The organism is Stenotrophomonas maltophilia group sp. Smal32 (assembly GCF_030237085.1).
Classification (GTDB): Bacteria; Pseudomonadota; Gammaproteobacteria; order Xanthomonadales; family Xanthomonadaceae; genus Stenotrophomonas; species Stenotrophomonas maltophilia_Q.
This window is the reverse complement of sequence record NZ_JASJSI010000091.1, coordinates 1-17075: the sequence shown is the minus strand read 5'-3', so window position 1 is coordinate 17075 and position 17075 is coordinate 1. Positions and strand designations below refer to the sequence as shown.

Below are 17075 nucleotides of genomic sequence, written 5' to 3'. Positions count from 1 at the left end.
AACGAATCTGGTCGAGGGAATCAACAACAAGATCAAGGTCATCAAGCGCGTCGCCTACGGATACCGAGACGACGCCTATTTCTTCCTCAAAATCCGTGCAGCCTTCCCCGGACTTGGGTGAAGAACCATAAAAAAGGCCCGGCATTGCCGGGCCTTTCTCGTCCTGTCCACCGCGAGGCTTACAGGTTCGCTTCGGTGGTCTGGATCACGAACTTCTTGCGCATCGCCTCGACGTAGGCCTTGGCCGCAGCCATGCCATCGATCTGGCTCAGCTGGTCCTTCAGCTGCTTCTGCTGCTCGGCGGTCACTTCCTTCACGTCGCCCGGGTTCACCTTGTTCACCGCGAACAGCAGCGCGTGGCCGTTGACGTCGACCTTGCCGTAGCTCGGCTTGCCCTCGGCCGGCACCGGCGCGCTGAAGATCGCGCGGTTGATTTCCGGGGTCGGCACCGGCTGGCTGCGCGGCAGGCCCGGCATCGGGCTCAGCTGCAGCTTCTCGCTGGCCGCCAGCGACTGCAGGGTGGCGCCCGCCTTCAGCTTGGCCAGCACGGCATCGGCTGCCTTGTCGCTGGCCTGGCGCTGGCGGTCGGCACGGATCGCGGCGATCACCTGCTCGCGGGCCTTGTCCAGCGGCATGGCCTGTTCCGGGGTGTGCGCGGCCACGCGGATGACCACGCTGTGGTTGGTCGCGCCGCCCAGAGCGATCGGGTCGCTGGCGGTCCCGTCCTGCACCAGCACGTCGGAGAACGCGGCACGCAGCACGGCCGGGTCAGCGGCGATGCCACTGGCGGTGGCGCGGGTGATCGGGCCCAGGGTCTGCAGCGGCAGGTTCACTTCCTTGGCCGCAGCAGCCAGATCGCTCGGGCTCTTGTTGATGGCGTCGACCAGACGGCCGGCCAGTTCGTTGAAGCCGCGCTCGCCATCGGCCTTCAGCTGCTCGGCAGCCAGCGTGTCACGCACTTCCTCGAAGGACTTGCCCTGGCCACCACGGACCGCGGCAACCTTGATGATGTGATAGCCGAATTCGGTCTTGACCGGACCAATCACGTCACCGGCCTTGGCGGCGAACAGCGCATCTTCAAACGGCTTGACCATCGCGCCGCGTTCGACCCAACCCAGGTCCCCCCCCTGCCCCTTCGAACCCGGGTCTTCCGAGTTGGCCTTGGCCAGTGCAGCGAAGTCGGCGCCGGCGGCCTTGGCTTCGGCGGCAATCTTGTTCGCCTTGGCTTCGGCACCGTCGCCGGTGATCAGGATATGCGAGGCCTGGCGCTGCTCCGGCGTGGTGAACTTCGCCTTCTCGTCTTCATAGCGCTTGCGCAGGGTGGCTTCATCGGCTGCGGTCGGTGCCGGCAGGTTCGCGCCATTGATCTCGACGTACTCCAGCGAGACGCTCTCGGCCTGGCGGAAGTCCTTGCCGTGGCTGTCGTACCACTGCTTGATCTGCGCATCGGTCACCGGCGCGGTATCGGCCGGCACTTCCGGCAGCGCGGCCAGTTCGACGTCGCGGGTTTCGCCCAGCAGCTTCAGCAGGCGCTCGGTCTCGGACTGGGTAACGAAGCCGGAGTTCTGCAGGCCCGACGGAATCACCGACTGCTGCAGGCTCTCACGCACCAGTTCCTGGAACTGGGTCGGGGTACGCGGCGGATTGCCACCGGCCAGCGCCAGGCGGTAGTTGTTCTCGTTGAACTTGCCGTTCGAATCGAGGAAGGCCGGGATGGTGGCGATGTACTCGCGCACCGCGCCATCGCCGATCACCACGCCGGCCTGCTCGCCGACCAGGCGCACGACCTGCTCGTCGATCAGCTGGTCGAGCACGGCCAGCTTGTTCTGGGTGCTCTCGAACGCGCGCGGGTCGAAGTTCTCGCCCTGCTGCTGGCGCTCACGCATGCGCTCCTGCTCGAAGCGGGTGCGGAAATCCTGCGCGCTGATCTCATGGTGCTGCCACAGCATGCGCACCGGCCACCACGACGGTGCCGAACGCCACCAGGTCGGGGGCGCGGAAACCTTGGCCACGTTCTGTGCGCCAACGCCACCCAGGTAGCTGTTGTCGATCACGAACAGGAACGGAATCATCAGCAGCCCCAGGATCACGGTGACGATCCAGCCTGAGGTCTTGTCGCGGAGTTTCTGCAGCATGGTGAGGAATCACAAGGCCTGATTGGCGAGCCCGGCAGTGTAACCCGCTTCGCCGCAGGGACCAAAAGCAGCACCGGCGTGGCCTGCGCACCGCTTCGCGACGACACAAAGAAAAAGCCCCCGGCTTGCGCCGAGGGCTTTTAAAGTTGGCGGAGCGGACGGGACTCGAACCCGCGACCTCCGGCGTGACAGGCCAGCATTCTAACCAGCTGAACTACCGCTCCGCGCTGAAACTTTGCAGGCGCCCAGTATATCCGAAGACTCCCTGGAAACCCAGCCCGATGAACACTTTTTTCAAAGTTTTTTCACAGGGACTTAAGAATTCTGCAATGGCGGAGCGGACGGGACTCGAACCCGCGACCTCCGGCGTGACAGGCCAGCATTCTAACCAGCTGAACTACCGCTCCGTTCTTGCAAAAACCTTTTCGCCTTCTTCCCGAACCTTCCGGGGAGAAGACAAGGCCCCCGGCTTCAGGCCGGGGGCCTCGATGTAGTGGCGGAGCGGACGGGACTCGAACCCGCGACCTCCGGCGTGACAGGCCAGCATTCTAACCAGCTGAACTACCGCTCCGCATTGTTGCTTTTTTTGCTTTCCAACCAGCCTGGACCGGGAAGAAAACAAAGCCTCCAGCTTTTGGCCGGAGGCCTCGTTGAATGGCGGAGCGGACGGGACTCGAACCCGCGACCTCCGGCGTGACAGGCCAGCATTCTAACCAGCTGAACTACCGCTCCACACTCAAACTTTTACCGCGGTGCTGTGGTGGGTGCTGAGGGTTTCGAACCCCCGACCCTCTCCGTGTAAAGGAGACGCTCTACCGCTGAGCTAAGCACCCCAGCGAGCCGCTTAGTTTACAGCATCCTTCAGGGCCTTACCAGCCTTGAACGACGGATTCTTCGAAGCAGCGATCTTGATGGTGTCGCCGGTCTTCGGGTTGCGGCCGGTGCGTGCAGCACGGTCGCGGACCTGGAAGGTACCGAAGCCAACCAGGGTGACCGCATCGCCGTCCTTCAGCGCCTTGGTGACGGCAGCAACGACGGCATCGACAGCGCGGCTGGACTCGGCCTTGGTCAGGTCGGCAGCTTCAGCAACGGCATCGATCAATTCGGTCTTGTTCATTCTCTACAACTCCTTTGGCGGTGGGTTCCGCTTATTCGACAGGGAAGCAACCGCATGCCTTCTGCATGCGGCCGCCATGTGGAAACGGTTCGCCGATTCAGTCATCGCTGACAGCGATCACTCATTCGCGAGTGCTGCTTTTATACCAGTGGCCCTACCCCCACGCAAGCTGGAAAGCCAGCAACGACGCGGGTTTCGGGCCATTGGACAGCGCGCATCAATGCTTGACGCGCGCGCTTCCACTCGGTTTGGCCTTGCTGCGCACCGTGACACGCTGCGCACTCTTGCGCGCCCTCTTCGGTGCCAACGGACGCTCCAGCGCCAGGTCCAGGACTTCTTCGATGTACTTCACCGGCACGATCTTCAGATCGCGGGTGACGTTGGCCGGAATGTCGGCCAGGTCCTTGCGGTTCTCTTCCGGGATGATGACCGTGCGGATGCCACCACGCAGTGCCGCCAGCAGCTTTTCCTTCAGGCCACCGATCGCGGTGACGCGACCACGCAGGGTGATCTCGCCGGTCATCGCAACATCGGCACGCACCGGCACCTTGGTCAGCATCGACACCAGCGAGGTCACCATCGCCGCGCCGGCACTTGGGCCGTCCTTCGGCGTGGCACCATCCGGCACGTGCAGGTGCACGTCATGCTTCTGCAGGAAGTCGCTGTCGATGCCGAAGCCGACCGCGCGCGAACGCACCACCGACAGTGCCGCCGACGCCGATTCCTTCATCACGTTGCCGAGCTGGCCGGTCAGGATCAGCTGGCCCTTGCCCGGCACCAGCGTCGATTCGATCTGCAGCAGATCGCCGCCGACCTCGGTCCAGGCCAGGCCGGTGACCAGGCCGATCTCGTTCTCTTCCTCGGCACGGCCGAAGTCGAAGCGACGCACGCCCAGGTACTTGTCCAGGTTCTTGCTGGACACGCTCACCAGCGCCTTCTTCTTCGCACCCTTCTTCGCCTTCGCCGCCGGCTGCGGGCCGGCCAGCGCGATCTCCTTCACCACCTTGCGGCAGATCTTGGCGATCTCGCGTTCCAGGTTGCGCACGCCCGATTCGCGCGTGTAGTAGCGCACGATGTCCTGGATGGCATCGCTGCCGATCTCCAGCTCTTCCGGCTGCAGGCCGTTGGCCTTGATCTGCTTGGGCACCAGATAACGGGTGGCGATGTTGAGCTTCTCATCCTCGGTGTAGCCGGGGATGCGGATCACTTCCATGCGGTCCAGCAGCGGGCCCGGAATGTTGAGCGAGTTCGAGGTGGCCACGAACATCACTTCGGACAGGTCCAGGTCCACTTCCAGGTAGTGGTCGTTGAAGGCGTTGTTCTGTTCCGGGTCGAGCACTTCCAGCAGCGCCGAGGACGGATCGCCACGGAAGTCCATCGACATCTTGTCGATCTCGTCGAGCACGAACAGCGGGTTCTTGCTGCCGACCTTGTTGAGGTTCTGCACGATGCGGCCCGGCATCGAACCGACGTAGGTACGACGGTGACCACGGATCTCCGCCTCGTCGCGCACGCCGCCCAGCGACATGCGCACGAACTTGCGGTTGGTGGCCTTGGCGATGGACTGGCCCAGCGAGGTCTTGCCCACGCCCGGCGGCCCGACCAGGCACAGGATCGGGCCCTTCATCTGCTTCACGCGCGACTGCACCGCCAGGTATTCAAGGATGCGTTCCTTGACCTTCTCCAGGCCGTAGTGATCGGCGTCCAGGGTGTCCTGCGCGGCCTTGAGGTCCTTGCGCACCTTGCTGCGCTTCTTCCACGGCACGCCCAGCAACCACTCCAGGTAGTTGCGCACGACGGCCGCTTCGGCGGACATCGGCGACATCTGCTTGAGCTTGTTCAGTTCGTTGCGTGCCTTGGCTTCAACGGCCTTCGGCATGCCGGCTTCGGCGATCTTGCGGGCCAGTTCTTCCAGCTCGCCCGGTGCGTCGTCCAGGTCACCCAGCTCCTTCTGGATGGCCTTCATCTGTTCGTTGAGGTAGTACTCGCGCTGGCTCTTCTCCATCTGCGACTTCACGCGGCCGCGGATGCGCTTCTCCATCTGCTGCACGTCGATCTCGCCGTCGACCAGGCCGACCAGCATCTCCAGGCGGTCGCCCACGGCCAGCGTTTCCAGCAGCCGCTGCTTGTCGGCCAGGCGCACGCTGATGTGCGCGGCGATGGTATCGGCCAGGCGTGCCGGCTCATCGATGCCCGACAGCGTCTGCAGCAGTTCCGGCGGCAGCTTGCGGTTGGTCTTGACGTACTGCTCGAACAACGACATCAGCGAGCGTGCGATCGCCTCGACCTCGCGCGCTTCGCGCTCGTCGGTGGCGTCGATCTCCACGGCCTGGCCGTGCAGCGAGCCGTTGCGCTCGTCGACGTGGGTGACCTGCACGCGCGACAGGCCTTCGACCAGCACCTTGATGGTGCCGTCGGGCAGCTTCAGCAGCTGCAGCACCTGCGCCAGCGTACCGACCTGGTAGAGGTCGGCCGCATGCGGGTCGTCGGTCTCGGCCGACTTCTGCGCCAGCAGCAGGATGCGCTTGTCCGATTCCATTGCCTGTTCGAGCGCGTGCATGGACTTGTCACGGCCGACGAACAGCGGGATGACCATGTGCGGGAACACCACTACGTCGCGCAGCGGCAGGACCGGCAGGTCGAGGGTTTCACTTGGGGAACGGGCCATGGGGGCTCCAGGGAAGGGGAAAACCGCCTCCGGGAGGGCATCTTCCGGAGACAAAAAAAGCCGATGGCCCCGTTATGGGGCCATCGGCTTTCAGATGCAAGGCATTCCTTGAAAATCCTTTCCAATCAACAACCTGGAAGGATCACTCGGCGCCTGCGGCCTTCTGTTCAGGGGCCGCCGGGGTCTGGTAGATCAGGTACGGCTCGGACTTGTGCTCGATCACCGACTCGTCCACCACCACCTTGCTGACGTTTTCCTGCGACGGCAGGTCGTACATGGTGTCCAGCAGGACCGATTCGACGATGGTGCGCAGGCCACGGGCACCGGTCTTGCGCTTGAGCGCCTTGCGGGCAATGGCCGACAACGCGTCCGGGCGGAACTCCAGCTCGACGTTCTCCATCTCGAACAGCTTCTTGAACTGCTTGGTGATGGCGTTCTTCGGCTCGGTCAGGATCTTGATCAGGGCCGGCTCGTCCAGCTCCTCCAGGGTCGCCACCACCGGCAGGCGACCGACGAACTCGGGGATCAGGCCGAACTTGATCAGGTCTTCCGGCTCGACTTCGGCCAGCACCTTGCCCACTTCCTGCTTGCGCTCGCTGCTCTTCACCTTGGCGCCGAAGCCGATGCTGCCGACGTCGGTGGAACGGGCCTGGATCACCTTGTCCAGCCCGGCGAACGCGCCGCCGCAGATGAACAGGATGTTCTTGGTGTCCACCTGCAGGAATTCCTGCTGCGGATGCTTGCGGCCGCCCTGCGGCGGAACGCTGGCCACGGTGCCTTCGATCAGCTTCAGCAGGGCCTGCTGCACGCCTTCGCCGGACACATCGCGGGTGATCGACGGGTTCTCGCTCTTGCGCGAGATCTTGTCGATTTCATCGATGTAGACGATGCCCTGCTGCGCCTTCTCGACGTCGTAGTCGCACTTCTGCAGCAGCTTCTGGATGATGTTCTCCACATCCTCGCCCACGTAACCGGCTTCGGTCAGCGTGGTGGCGTCGGCCATGGTGAACGGCACGTTGAGCAGGCGGGCCAGGGTCTCGGCCAGCAGGGTCTTGCCCGAACCGGTCGGGCCGACCAGCAGGATGTTCGACTTCGCCAGTTCGACGTCGTCGTTCTTCTGCCGGCTCTCGATGCGCTTGTAGTGGTTGTACACGGCCACGGCGAGGGTGCGCTTGGCGCGGTTCTGGCCGATCACGTACTGGTCGAGCACCTCGAGGATCTCGCGCGGCTTCGGCAGCGAACTGCGCGCCGACTGCGCCTTTTCCTCAAGCTCCTCGCGGATGATGTCGTTGCACAGCTCCACGCACTCATCGCAGATGAACACGCTCGGACCCGCAATCAGCTTGCGCACTTCATGCTGGCTCTTGCCGCAGAAAGAGCAGTAGAGGATCTTGCCGGTGTCCGTGGAACGACCTTGGCGGTCTTCGCTCATGCTTCGCTTACCCAGTTACCCCACCCGCTGAACGGGGGTTCGATTCGAGAATAGCACAGGGCCGAGGGGACACCAGTCCCGCCCGACCCTGCAGGAACGGGGCCTCCATGGCCCCGTGAAGGCCGGTCAGCCGGCCTGGATCGACTCATCCGGACGACGCTCCAGGACCTGGTCGACCAGACCGTAGGCCTGCGCCTCGAAGGCGCTCTTGAAGTTGTCGCGCTCGGTATCGCGGGCGATCGTCTCCAGCGACTGGCCGGTGTGCTTGGCCAGCACCTCGTTCAGGCGCGAACGCAGGGTCAGGATCTCACGCGCGTGGATGTCGATGTCGGTGGCCTGGCCCTGGTAGCCGCCCAGCGGCTGGTGGATCATCACGCGCGAGTTCGGCAGCGCATAGCGCTTGCCGGCTTCACCCGCGGCCAGCAGCAGGGCGCCCATCGAGGCGGCCTGGCCGATGCAGGTGGTGCTCACATTCGGCTTGATGTACTGCATGGTGTCGTAGATCGCCATGCCGGCGGTGACCACGCCACCCGGCGAGTTGATGTAGATGTTGATGTCCTTTTCCGGGTTTTCCGATTCCAGGAACAGCAACTGCGCCACCACCACGTTGGCCATGTGATCGTCGATCGGGCCCACGAGGAAGATCAGGCGCTCCTTCAACAGGCGCGAATAGATGTCGTAGGCACGCTCGCCGCGGCTGGTCTGCTCGACCACCATCGGAACCAGGTTCAGGGCTTTGGTTCGGTTGTCCATTACGTGAGGTACCTATCTTGGGGGGCTACAACCCCGCGCCGGCAAAGGCGCGGGGCATCCGGTGATCCGCCCGGGCTTACTGGCGGATCGCGTCCTGGAACGACAGCTTCTCTTCGGTGTGCTGGGCACGCTCGGCGATCCAGTCGATCACCTGCTCTTCCATCACACGGTTCTGCAGGCCAGACATCAGCTGGGGGTCGTTGCGGTACATCTCAATGACCTGGTCCGGCTCTTCGTAGGTCGAAGCGATCAGACGCATCGTTTCGTTCAGGCGCTTGGCTTCCAGGCGCAGGTCGTTGATGCGGGCCACTTCACCGACCAGCAGGCCGACCAGCACGCGCTTGGCGGCGGCGTCCTTGAAGCCTTCGTGGGCGTCGGCCGGGATCTCGCCGACGTTCTGGCCGTTGCGGCGGATCTGCTCGATCTGCTGGGCCAGCATGGCGCGGGCTTCGTTCTCGACCAGGCGCGGCGGCATTTCCACCGAGGAATAGGCGGCGATCAGCTGCTCGCCCACTTCGCGGCGCAGGCGGTTCATCAGGGCGCCCTTCAGCTCGCGCTCCAGGTTGGCGCGGATGTCGCTGCGGAACTGCTCCACATCGCCACCCTTCACGCCGAAGCTCTTGATGAAGGCTTCGTCGACCGCCGGCACGACCGGCTCGGAGACTTCGGCAACCTTGACGGTGACCTGCACGGTCTTGCCGGCCAGCACCGGCACGCGCCAGTCAGCCGGGAACTCGACGTCCAGGGTCTTCTCTTCACCCTTGGCCAGGCCGACCAGGCCCTTTTCGATGGTTTCGAACATCATGCCCTGGCCGAGCACGATCGAACCCTTCTCGGTGCCTTCGGCCGGCAGGCGCTCTTCGCCGGCCTGCGACCAGGTTTCCACCGCGACCAGGTCACCGTCCTGCGCGCCACGGCTGACCGGGGCCCAGGTACGACGCTGGTTCTGCAGGTTCTCGATCATCTGGTCGATGTCGGCGTCGGTGATCTCGGCGCTGTGGCGCACCACGGTCAGCTTGCTGACGTCGATGTCGCCGAAGTCCGGCACCACTTCCACGGTGGCCACGAAGGAGAACTCACCCTCGTCGCCCTTGTCGATGCGCGGGCTGCCGACGATGCGCAGGTCGTGCTCGCGCACGGCCGCGTCGAAGGTTTCGCGCAGCAGGCCGTCCAGCGCCTCGCCACGGACCTGCGCGCCGAAGCGCTGCTCGATCACCTTGGCCGGCACCTTGCCCGGGCGGAAGCCCTTGATGCGGGTGGTACGGGCGATTTCGCCCAGGCGGCCGACGATGTGGCTCTGCAGACGCTCTTCCGGCAGCGAGAAGCTCAGGCGGCGTTCCAGGTTGCCGGTGGATTCGATCGAAGCTTGCATGTTGACTCCTGCCACCGGTGGCCCAGGCCCCCGGCTCGATGATTGGGATGAAACGGTTGTAAGGACACGGCGTCTGGGACGCGCCTGCTTGCCGCAGCCCTTTAGTTTCGCCCAATTTGGCCTGCACTGCCAGCGCGTGCCGGTCAAGGGGTGCAGCGGGCCCGATCTGGGCGGGGAGACAGGCCGGCACTGGTGCGAAAGGGGGGACTCGAACCCCCACGCCTTGCGGCACTGGAACCTAAATCCAGGGCGTCTACCAATTCCGCCACTTTCGCGTGGCCGGCACAGGCCTTCATTGTCGCAGGCGGGGGCCGGAAGCGAAAGGTCTGCACAAAGCTGAATCTGCTGTCCCGGACGACCGGCAGCCGCCCGGGACGGCCCTGGATCAGGGTTTCAGGGGTGCGGCGGGCGCTGCGTCAGCCCCCTGCCCGTCCGCTGCGTCCACGTTGCGGATCTCGATGCCACCGCCATCGGTCCGGCGCAGCTGCACCGCTTCGGGCTGGGTCACGCCTTCAGCCGGCGCCGCCGGCTGCATCTCCATCGCCTCACCGACAGGAGGTGCGGGAACATGCTGCGCATCGGCATCGCGCTGCACGGTCTGCGCTGGGTCGCCCGGCGGGCTGCAGGCAGCGAGCGCCACCAGCGCGAGCGGAACCATCGCCCATGAAACGCGTCGGTTGATATCGGCCATCAGATTCTCCTTCATGCATGCGCCATCAGCGCGGAAGAACCATTGGGTGCGATGCAGGACACGAAGCGGTGAGAAGCAGCGCACAGCATTGAAAACACTGATGACGCGTATGACCCCGGTTTCATCACCGCTTCAGTAGCGACTTGGCGCACTCAGCCAGGCCACAGGCAAGAAAAAAGCCACTTGGCTGACCAAGTGGCTTTCGTCTGGTGGGCTGTCAAGGATTCGAACCTTGGACCTATTGATTAAGAGTCAACTGCTCTACCAACTGAGCTAACAGCCCGAAATCGGGGCGCGAATTATGACCCGATCCGCTCGGTGGGTGCAAGCACTTTTTTCAACATCGTTGAAACCAGCGCTGCGGTCCCGCTGCCGCTGCAGCGGCCCCGCCAGGCGGAGCGCTTCAGCGCGTGATCCATCGAAATGATGGGGTCACACTTATAAGAAAAAAGCCACCTGGCGTACCAGGTGGCTTCCGTCTTGGTGGGCCGTCAAGGATTCGAACCTTGGACCTATTGATTAAGAGTCAACTGCTCTACCAACTGAGCTAACGGCCCGTGAAACTCAGACGCACATTGTAGCGTGCGTTCTGTTTATTGCAATACCGTTTCGGCAGCGCCGATGCGGTTGAATCAGTGGGGTGGCTGAGGGGATTCGAACCCCCGACCACCGGAATCACAATCCGGTACTCTAACCAACTGAGCTACAGCCACCACTGAAACTTTCGCCCCACCGCCGCTACTGCCGACGCGGGAGCTTCAAACCTTTGCCTGGAGACTGTCACCGAAGTTCCGGTCCGCCGAAGCGAGTCCGATATTCTGGTGGAGTCTTTACGCTTTTGCAAGCACTTCTTCACATCCGTCGATGCGATCCCAGTGCCTCGCCAATGGCGCGCCCGACAGGAATCGAACCTGTAACCGCCGGCTTAGAAGGCCGGTGCTCTATCCAGTTGAGCTACGGGCGCCCGAACCGGAACGGCGTCCAATCCGACGTGATGTGGGATTGGTCGGGGTAGAGGGATTCGAACCCCCGACATCCTGCTCCCAAAGCAGGCGCGCTACCAGACTGCGCTATACCCCGGTCTTGCAATCCCCTCGGGCCAGGCCCGGGGAGCTGGTCATTGTGGCCAAGCGCATCATGAACTGTCAACGCGGCGATCCGGACCCGACGCGTGGCACGGCGCCACGCGCAGCCATCGGCTATGCTCCCGGTCATCGGCCGGATGGCCGTCCAGTCCCTCATTCGCACGGAGAACACGCATGCGCAGCGGCAACCCGGCTCTTTCCGAGTCGACCTTCCTGGACCTCGCCAGTGGCTCGGTGGTGACCAGCCCCGACCAGGTCATGACCCTCAACGGCACCGCCAACAAGACCGGCATCCTGCTGCTGCTGACCGTGCTGACCGCGGCGTTCGCCTGGAGCCAGTCGGTCGATGAGTACGGCCAGATTTCCGGCAGCGCGAGCCTGTACGCCATCGGCGGTGCAATCGGCGGCCTGGTGCTGGCGCTGATCACCATCTTCAAGAAGGAATGGTCGCCGGTCACCGCACCGATGTACGCGCTGGTCGAAGGCCTGTTCCTGGGCGCCGTCTCGGCCCTGTTCAACATGAAGTACCCGGGCATCGTATTCCAGGCCGTGCTGCTGACCTTCGGCACCCTGGCCGCGCTGCTGTTCGCGTACCGCAGCGGCATGATCAAGGCCACCGAGAACTTCAAGATGGGCGTGGTCGCCGCCACCGGCGGCATCGCCCTGCTCTACCTGGCCTCGTTCGTGCTCGGCTTCTTCAACATCGATGTGCCGGTGATCCACGACTCCAGCTGGTTGGGCATTGCTTTCAGCCTGTTCGTGGTGGTCGTCGCCGCGCTGAACCTGGTGCTGGATTTCGACTTCATCGAAACCGGCGTGGCCCAGCGCGCGCCGAAGTACATGGAGTGGTATGGCGCATTCGGCCTGATGGTGACCCTGGTCTGGCTGTATGTGGAGTTCCTGCGCCTGCTGTCGAAGATCCAGCAGCGCTGAGCCCCATCAGGTCGTAAACGACAAGCCGTGGTCCGAGAGGGCCACGGCTTCTTTTTTGGAACCCCACCCCATGTCCCACACCTTCCACAGCTATCGCCCGGCCGACGGCCACCGCCTGCCGCACGACCCGTTCAACGCCATCATCGGCCCACGACCGATCGGCTGGATTTCCAGCTGCGACGGCGAAGGAACATTGAACCTGGCGCCGTACAGCTTCTTCAATGCGTTCAACTACACCCCGCCGATCATCGGCTTCTCCAGCCAGGGCCGCAAAGACTCGCTGCGCAACATTGAAGCGACCGGTGAGTTCGCCTGGAACCTGGCGACCTTCGACCTGGCCGAAGCAATGAACGAAAGCTGTCGTGCGGTCGGGCCGGAGGTCGACGAGTTCGCCCTGGCCGGGCTGACGCCACTGGCCTCCACGCAGGTCGCGCCACCCCGCGTGGCACAGAGCCCGGTAAGCATGGAATGCCGCTGCACCCAGATCGTGCGCCTGCGCGATGCCGCCGGGCAGGACACCAACGGCTGGCTGGTGCTGGGCGAAGTGGTCGCAGTGCACATCGATACCCGTTTGCTGGTCGATGGCATCTACGACACCGCTGCAGCGGCGCCGATCCTGCGCGGCGGCGGCCCCGCCGACTACTTCCGCATCGGCGCCGAACAACGCTTCCGCATGTTCCGCCCGGCCTGAGTCTCAGGCCGCCGGCGCGCGTGCCAGCAGCGCCGGCAGCGACGAGGCCAGCAACGCGATGCCTGACGCCGTGAGCAGGCTCAGCACGACCTGCCGGAAACGCGCTTCGCTGATGCCGATGTAGACCCGCGCACCCAGCAGGGTCGGCGCCAGCATCGCCGGCGCCACGATGGCGAAGTACGGCAGCATCTGCCGCGTCACCAGTCCACTGCCAACATAGGTGGCCATGGTCACCGCCAGCATGGCCAGGTTGAAGTTCTGGATGACCGCGCGCTGCTCGTCCTTGCCGAAGCCGCGCAGCGTGCTCCACAACGTCGGCACCGGCCCGGCGAAGCCACCGATGCCACTGAGCACGCCACCGGCCATACCGGCAATGGCGTCACCCACGCGCCCTCCGATCGTGATCGGCGGCAACGAGCGCGCCATCAGCATCACCGGGCACCACAGCGCCAGGAAGCCGCCCAGCAAAGCCTTGAACCAGTCCATGTCCAGCTGCGGCAGCACCATCACGCCCAGCGGAATGCCGGCCAGCCCACCCAGCACGAAGGGCAGCAGCAGGCGCAGGTTGAAGCCACGGCGCACGGTGAACACCGCCACCAGCTGGCCGACCAGCGCGCCGAACACCGACAGTGTGGCCGCCAGTCGCGGCTCCAGCCCCCATGCCCAGAACGACATCGCCACCATGCCGAAGGCGAAGCCGGACAGCCCCTGCACGAACCCGGCAACGATCGCGCCAAGCGCGACCAGCAGATACACCGACTCCATCACCACCTCGGTTGCAACCGCGCGGCTACCCTGCCGCGCCCATCTGCGCAGCGTAGTGCGCTACAAGGTGCTCGACCAGCGCGCGCACTTTCGGCGCCAGCGCACGTGCATGCGGATACAGCGCGAAGTAGCGGCGCTGCCCGGCATGCCAGGCCGGCAGCACGCGGATCAAGCGGCCCGCGCGCAGGTCCTCCTGGACGGTCAGCGCAGTGAACAGGCTGATGCCCATTCCGGCCAGCGCGGCGGCATACAGCGCAGGCGTGGCATCCACGCGCAGGCGCTGGCCGGCCTCGATGCTCACGCAGGTACCGCGCGGCCCCTGCAGCTGCCAGGGCGGCATTGACGGCGTGGGACTGAATCCCAGCAGCGTATGTTGTTCGAGATCCGCAGCCTGCCGCGGCAGACCACGACGTGCCAGATAGGCCGGCGCGGCCACCAGGATGCGCGGGCAGCTGGCCAGTTCGCGCGCGACCAGCTGGCTGTCCGGCAACGAGGGCGCGATGCGCAGGGCCAGGTCGAAACCGCCCCCCACCACATCGACCAGTTGATCATCGGCTGACAGGTCCAGCGAGACCTGTGGGTTGCGCTGCAGGAACGACGGCAGCCACTGGGGCAGCTCCTGGCTGGCGACCACCTGCGGCACGCTGATGCGTACGGCGCCACTGGGCTGCGCCTGCCCGGCACGCGCGCGGTCATCCGCCTCCTGCAGACGATCGAGCAGCACGCCCGCCTCCCGGTAGTAATCGCGTCCGGCTTCGGTCAATGACAGCCGGCGGCTGTTCCGATCGAGCAGGCGTACCTGCAGGTGGTCTTCCAGTTGCCGCAGCTGCCGTGACATCGCCGAGTGGGTCGTGCCCAGGCGTTCTGCCGCAGCGGTGAAGCTGCCTGCGTCGACGATGGCGCGCAGCGCACGCAGGGCAGCGAAATGATCCATCAGCGAGCGGCTCCCCCTGGCAGGGCCCACGGCATGCGGGCCCTGCCAGCTTATCAAGCGCCGTCGTCGGCTTTGCGCACCGGCAGCGCCAGGATCGCATCGGTACTCAGAACGTCACCGAAGGCGTCCTCGATCTGCGCCAGCGAGGCCTCGTGCAGCACGCGATGATCCATGCGCTGGCCGCTGGCCAGATCCAGGTCGCGACTGGCGCTGGCATCGGACGACACGATCACCCGGTAGCCACGCGGTGCGGCGGCTGCATCGCGGGCCGCACCGGCCACGCAGGCATGGGTTTGCAGGCCGGTGACGATCAGCGTGTCGATGCCGGCGTCCTTCAGCACGGTGTCCAGCACGGCAGCCGAAGCGCCAGCGAACACGCTGACGTTGTCCTTCTGCACCACGGTTTCGCCCTTGCGCGGCAGCAGGTCACGATGGAAGGCGGCGTTGACGCTGCCCTGCGCAAACAACGGCGCGCTGGCCGGCAGCACGTGTTGCACATGGATCACACGGATGCCATGCGCATCGGCGAACTCGACCACCCGCTTGGCCTGGCGCAGCGCCGCCATGCCATCGGGAATGACCATGCGGCCACCGGCAAAGCCCGGTGCAGCGCTGGCATCGAAGTATTCGTTCTGGAAGTCGATCACCAGCACGGCGGTCTTCGCGGCATCCAGCGAGGCCGCGACCGGCACGCCGGCCATGTCGCGGATGGTGGAATGGGACGGCTCGGCAGCGGCAACCGGGGCGGTGGCGGCCATGCCGATCAGGCTGGCCAGGCCGAAGGCGGTGAGGTTCATGGGAGGGTTCCTGTGTGGTGGGTGTGGGGGCACAGGATGCGTAGCGATTGGCGCACGGACCAGCCGTGCGGCGGTACATGATCTGTGCGGAAACCGCACAACCGATCATTCCGTCATCCACGCATGGCGTGGATATACCGGAAAACGCAACGGGGCGCCCGAAGGCGCCCCGTTGGGATCCAACCGAGGTCGACCGGCCGCTTACAGGCGGGTGGCGATGGCCTTGGCGAAGCTCATGGTGGTACCGGTGCCGCCGAGGTCGCCGGTCAGCGAATCCTTGGCTTCCATCGTTGCGACGATGGCCTTGCGCAGGCGCTCGGCGTTTTCCGGCTGACCGATATGGTCCAGCATCTGCGCGGCTGCCAGCAGCAGCGCGCACGGATTGGCCTTGCCCTGGCCGGCGATGTCCGGCGCGGTGCCGTGCACGGCTTCGAAGATCGCCGCGTCCTTGCCGATGTTGGCACCCGGGGCCAGGCCCAGGCCGCCAACCAGGCCGGCGCACAGGTCGGAGATGATGTCGCCGAACAGGTTGGTGGTGACGATCACGTCGAACTGTTCCGGACGCATCACCAGCTGCATGCAGCAGTTGTCGACGATCATTTCCTGGAACTCGATGTCCGGGTACTGCGCGGCCACTTCACGGGCGACGTTCAGGAACAGGCCCGAGGTCGACTTGATGATGTTGGCCTTGTGCACGGCGGTGACCTTCTTGCGGCCGACGCTGCGGGCCAGCTCGAAGGCGTAGCGCACGATGCGCTCGGAACCCTTGCGGGTGATGCGGGTGCCGGAGAAGGCGGTCTCGCCGTCGGCCGACACTTCCTGGCCTTCGGCCAGGTACGCACCTTCGGTGTTCTCACGAACGGTGATCAGGTCGACGTTGTCGAAACGCGACTTGGTGTTCGGGAAGGTGTGGGCCGGACGCACGTTGGCGTACAGGTCGAAGTGGCGGCGCAGGCTGACGTTGATCGAGGTGAAGCCACCACCGACCGGGGTGGTCAGCGGGCTCTTCAGCGCGACCTTGTTGCGCGCGATCGATTCCAGGGTCACCGCCGGCATCAGGTCGCCGTGCTTTTCCAGGGCCACCAGGCCGGCGTCGGCGTCTTCGTACTCCAGGCCAGCGTTCAGCTGGTCGAGCACGAACAGGGTGGCGTCCATGATTTCCGGGCCAATGCCGTCGCCGCGGATGACCGTAATTTTCTGCGTCATTGATCGATGTTCCGAACAGGGGGAAAAACGCCGTCCGGACGTGCCCGGAAACGCCGGCGCAAAGGAAGTTTCACCGGCAATTATGCCTGAGCCGGGGCCGAGGTCCCAAATAGACCATGGTCCCAGTCCCCGGCTCAGGCAGAATTGCCCGCGCATTCCACCTTATCCCCGCGCCTGTCGGCGCGCCCCCTTGAACAACAAGGGGGCTCCAGGACTGTTGGATCGCGGGGCAGGCCCCCTCGCGGGCCCGGTAGTGGGGGGGGGGGGGGGGGCCCCCCCCCCCCCCCCCCCCCCCCCCCGCCCCCCCCCCCCCCCCCCCCCCCCCCCCCCCCCCCCGCGCCCCCCCCCCCCCCCGCCCCCGCCCCCCCACCCCCCGCGAACAGCACACGCCCCCCGCCGGCCCCGCGTAAGAAAATACCACCAACAAACAAACCACACACCAAAAATACTAAAAAAAAAAAAACTGAACGCAACCCGACCAATCAGAAGCTCTATA

General features: G+C 65.0%; 14 protein-coding genes and 11 tRNA genes. 3 read left to right on the top strand and 22 right to left on the bottom strand.

What is annotated here, in order from left to right; translation table 11 throughout:
- A partial coding sequence (locus QRO91_RS17670) for a transposase (RefSeq protein WP_149860985.1) occupies positions 1-121 on the top strand: 121 nt, incomplete at its 5' end.
- Between the two features lie 58 nt (positions 122-179).
- Here the strand turns inward: QRO91_RS17670 and QRO91_RS17665 are convergent.
- The 18 genes from QRO91_RS17665 to QRO91_RS17580 form a co-directional block, all read right to left on the bottom strand.
- Positions 180-2135: a peptidyl-prolyl cis-trans isomerase gene (locus tag QRO91_RS17665; protein ID WP_197633207.1), complete on the bottom strand. Its 1956-nt coding sequence runs from the start codon at positions 2133-2135 to the stop codon at positions 180-182.
- Positions 2136-2282: 147 nt separating this feature from the next.
- A tRNA-Asp gene (locus QRO91_RS17660) sits at positions 2283-2359 on the bottom strand.
- A 106-nt stretch (positions 2360-2465) separates the two neighbouring features.
- A tRNA-Asp gene (locus QRO91_RS17655) sits at positions 2466-2542 on the bottom strand.
- A gap of 87 nt (positions 2543-2629) precedes the next feature.
- Positions 2630-2706, bottom strand: a tRNA-Asp gene (locus QRO91_RS17650).
- 84 nt (positions 2707-2790) lie between these two features.
- A tRNA-Asp gene (locus tag QRO91_RS17645) sits at positions 2791-2867 on the bottom strand.
- 26 nt (positions 2868-2893) lie between these two features.
- A tRNA-Val gene (locus QRO91_RS17640) sits at positions 2894-2968 on the bottom strand.
- 11 nt (positions 2969-2979) lie between these two features.
- A complete protein-coding gene (locus QRO91_RS17635; protein WP_004146343.1) occupies positions 2980-3252 on the bottom strand; it encodes an HU family DNA-binding protein in 273 nt (90 codons plus the stop codon).
- A 217-nt stretch (positions 3253-3469) separates the two neighbouring features.
- Positions 3470-5920, bottom strand: coding sequence for an endopeptidase La (gene lon / locus QRO91_RS17630; protein ID WP_049426655.1), 2451 nt, complete (start codon positions 5918-5920; stop codon positions 3470-3472).
- A 142-nt stretch (positions 5921-6062) separates the two neighbouring features.
- The gene (gene clpX, locus QRO91_RS17625) at positions 6063-7352 is read right to left on the bottom strand and encodes an ATP-dependent Clp protease ATP-binding subunit ClpX (RefSeq protein ID WP_004154600.1); all 1290 of its coding nucleotides are present in this window, start codon (positions 7350-7352) and stop codon (positions 6063-6065) included.
- Between the two features lie 126 nt (positions 7353-7478).
- Positions 7479-8105 (bottom strand): ATP-dependent Clp endopeptidase proteolytic subunit ClpP, encoded by a 627-nt coding sequence (gene clpP / locus QRO91_RS17620; RefSeq protein ID WP_004146318.1) that lies wholly within the window; start codon positions 8103-8105, stop codon positions 7479-7481.
- Between the two features lie 76 nt (positions 8106-8181).
- Complete coding sequence (gene tig / locus QRO91_RS17615; protein ID WP_197651083.1) at positions 8182-9477, bottom strand: trigger factor; 1296 nt, start codon at positions 9475-9477, stop codon at positions 8182-8184.
- Positions 9478-9667: 190 nt separating this feature from the next.
- Positions 9668-9752: transfer RNA gene (locus QRO91_RS17610), tRNA-Leu, on the bottom strand.
- 110 nt (positions 9753-9862) lie between these two features.
- Positions 9863-10168, bottom strand: a complete 306-nt coding sequence (locus tag QRO91_RS17605; RefSeq protein WP_197619979.1) for a hypothetical protein — start codon at positions 10166-10168, stop codon at positions 9863-9865.
- 207 nt (positions 10169-10375) lie between these two features.
- Positions 10376-10451: transfer RNA gene (locus QRO91_RS17600), tRNA-Lys, on the bottom strand.
- A gap of 198 nt (positions 10452-10649) precedes the next feature.
- Positions 10650-10725, bottom strand: a tRNA-Lys gene (locus QRO91_RS17595).
- Positions 10726-10804: 79 nt separating this feature from the next.
- Positions 10805-10881 (bottom strand) — tRNA-His (locus QRO91_RS17590).
- Positions 10882-11055: 174 nt separating this feature from the next.
- Positions 11056-11132 (bottom strand) — tRNA-Arg (locus QRO91_RS17585).
- A 39-nt stretch (positions 11133-11171) separates the two neighbouring features.
- Positions 11172-11248: transfer RNA gene (locus QRO91_RS17580), tRNA-Pro, on the bottom strand.
- Positions 11249-11427: 179 nt separating this feature from the next.
- On the opposite strand from QRO91_RS17580, the gene QRO91_RS17575 reads away from it, so the two are divergent.
- Positions 11428-12186 carry a Bax inhibitor-1/YccA family protein gene (locus tag QRO91_RS17575; protein WP_049431150.1) on the top strand — a complete coding sequence of 253 codons (759 nt, stop codon included), beginning with the start codon at positions 11428-11430 and terminating at the stop codon, positions 12184-12186.
- A 70-nt stretch (positions 12187-12256) separates the two neighbouring features.
- Entirely contained in the window at positions 12257-12877 is a 621-nt protein-coding gene (locus QRO91_RS17570; RefSeq protein ID WP_049431147.1) for a flavin reductase family protein, read from the top strand.
- A 3-nt stretch (positions 12878-12880) separates the two neighbouring features.
- Here QRO91_RS17570 and QRO91_RS17565 read toward each other — a convergent pair whose 3' ends face one another.
- From QRO91_RS17565 to QRO91_RS17550, 4 genes are all read right to left on the bottom strand, one after another.
- The gene (locus QRO91_RS17565; RefSeq protein WP_049431144.1) at positions 12881-13642 is read right to left on the bottom strand and encodes a sulfite exporter TauE/SafE family protein; all 762 of its coding nucleotides are present in this window, start codon (positions 13640-13642) and stop codon (positions 12881-12883) included.
- A 25-nt stretch (positions 13643-13667) separates the two neighbouring features.
- The gene (locus QRO91_RS17560; RefSeq protein WP_049431142.1) at positions 13668-14576 is read right to left on the bottom strand and encodes a LysR family transcriptional regulator; all 909 of its coding nucleotides are present in this window, start codon (positions 14574-14576) and stop codon (positions 13668-13670) included.
- Positions 14577-14629: 53 nt separating this feature from the next.
- A complete protein-coding gene (locus QRO91_RS17555; protein WP_197619980.1) occupies positions 14630-15373 on the bottom strand; it encodes a cysteine hydrolase family protein in 744 nt (247 codons plus the stop codon).
- Positions 15374-15574: 201 nt separating this feature from the next.
- Positions 15575-16579, bottom strand: a complete 1005-nt coding sequence (locus QRO91_RS17550; RefSeq protein WP_099551263.1) for an isocitrate dehydrogenase — start codon at positions 16577-16579, stop codon at positions 15575-15577.
- Between the last annotated feature and the right edge of the window lie 496 nt (positions 16580-17075).

Excerpts from the sequence above, each read along its gene's own strand:
- QRO91_RS17665 (WP_197633207.1), bottom strand. The coding sequence starts at position 2,135 with ATGCTGCAGAAACTCCGCGACAAGACCTCAGGCTGGATCGTCACCGTG.
- QRO91_RS17635 (WP_004146343.1), bottom strand. The coding sequence starts at position 3,252 with ATGAACAAGACCGAATTGATCGATGCCGTTGCTGAAGCTGCCGACCTG.
- lon (WP_049426655.1), bottom strand. The coding sequence starts at position 5,920 with ATGGCCCGTTCCCCAAGTGAAACCCTCGACCTGCCGGTCCTGCCGCTG.
- clpX (WP_004154600.1), bottom strand. The coding sequence starts at position 7,352 with ATGAGCGAAGACCGCCAAGGTCGTTCCACGGACACCGGCAAGATCCTC.
- clpP (WP_004146318.1), bottom strand. The coding sequence starts at position 8,105 with ATGGACAACCGAACCAAAGCCCTGAACCTGGTTCCGATGGTGGTCGAG.
- tig (WP_197651083.1), bottom strand. The coding sequence starts at position 9,477 with ATGCAAGCTTCGATCGAATCCACCGGCAACCTGGAACGCCGCCTGAGC.
- QRO91_RS17605 (WP_197619979.1), bottom strand. The coding sequence starts at position 10,168 with ATGGCCGATATCAACCGACGCGTTTCATGGGCGATGGTTCCGCTCGCG.
- QRO91_RS17575 (WP_049431150.1), top strand. The coding sequence starts at position 11,428 with ATGCGCAGCGGCAACCCGGCTCTTTCCGAGTCGACCTTCCTGGACCTC.
- QRO91_RS17570 (WP_049431147.1), top strand. The coding sequence starts at position 12,257 with ATGTCCCACACCTTCCACAGCTATCGCCCGGCCGACGGCCACCGCCTG.
- QRO91_RS17565 (WP_049431144.1), bottom strand. The coding sequence starts at position 13,642 with ATGGAGTCGGTGTATCTGCTGGTCGCGCTTGGCGCGATCGTTGCCGGG.
- QRO91_RS17560 (WP_049431142.1), bottom strand. The coding sequence starts at position 14,576 with ATGGATCATTTCGCTGCCCTGCGTGCGCTGCGCGCCATCGTCGACGCA.
- QRO91_RS17555 (WP_197619980.1), bottom strand. The coding sequence starts at position 15,373 with ATGAACCTCACCGCCTTCGGCCTGGCCAGCCTGATCGGCATGGCCGCC.
- QRO91_RS17550 (WP_099551263.1), bottom strand. The coding sequence starts at position 16,579 with ATGACGCAGAAAATTACGGTCATCCGCGGCGACGGCATTGGCCCGGAA.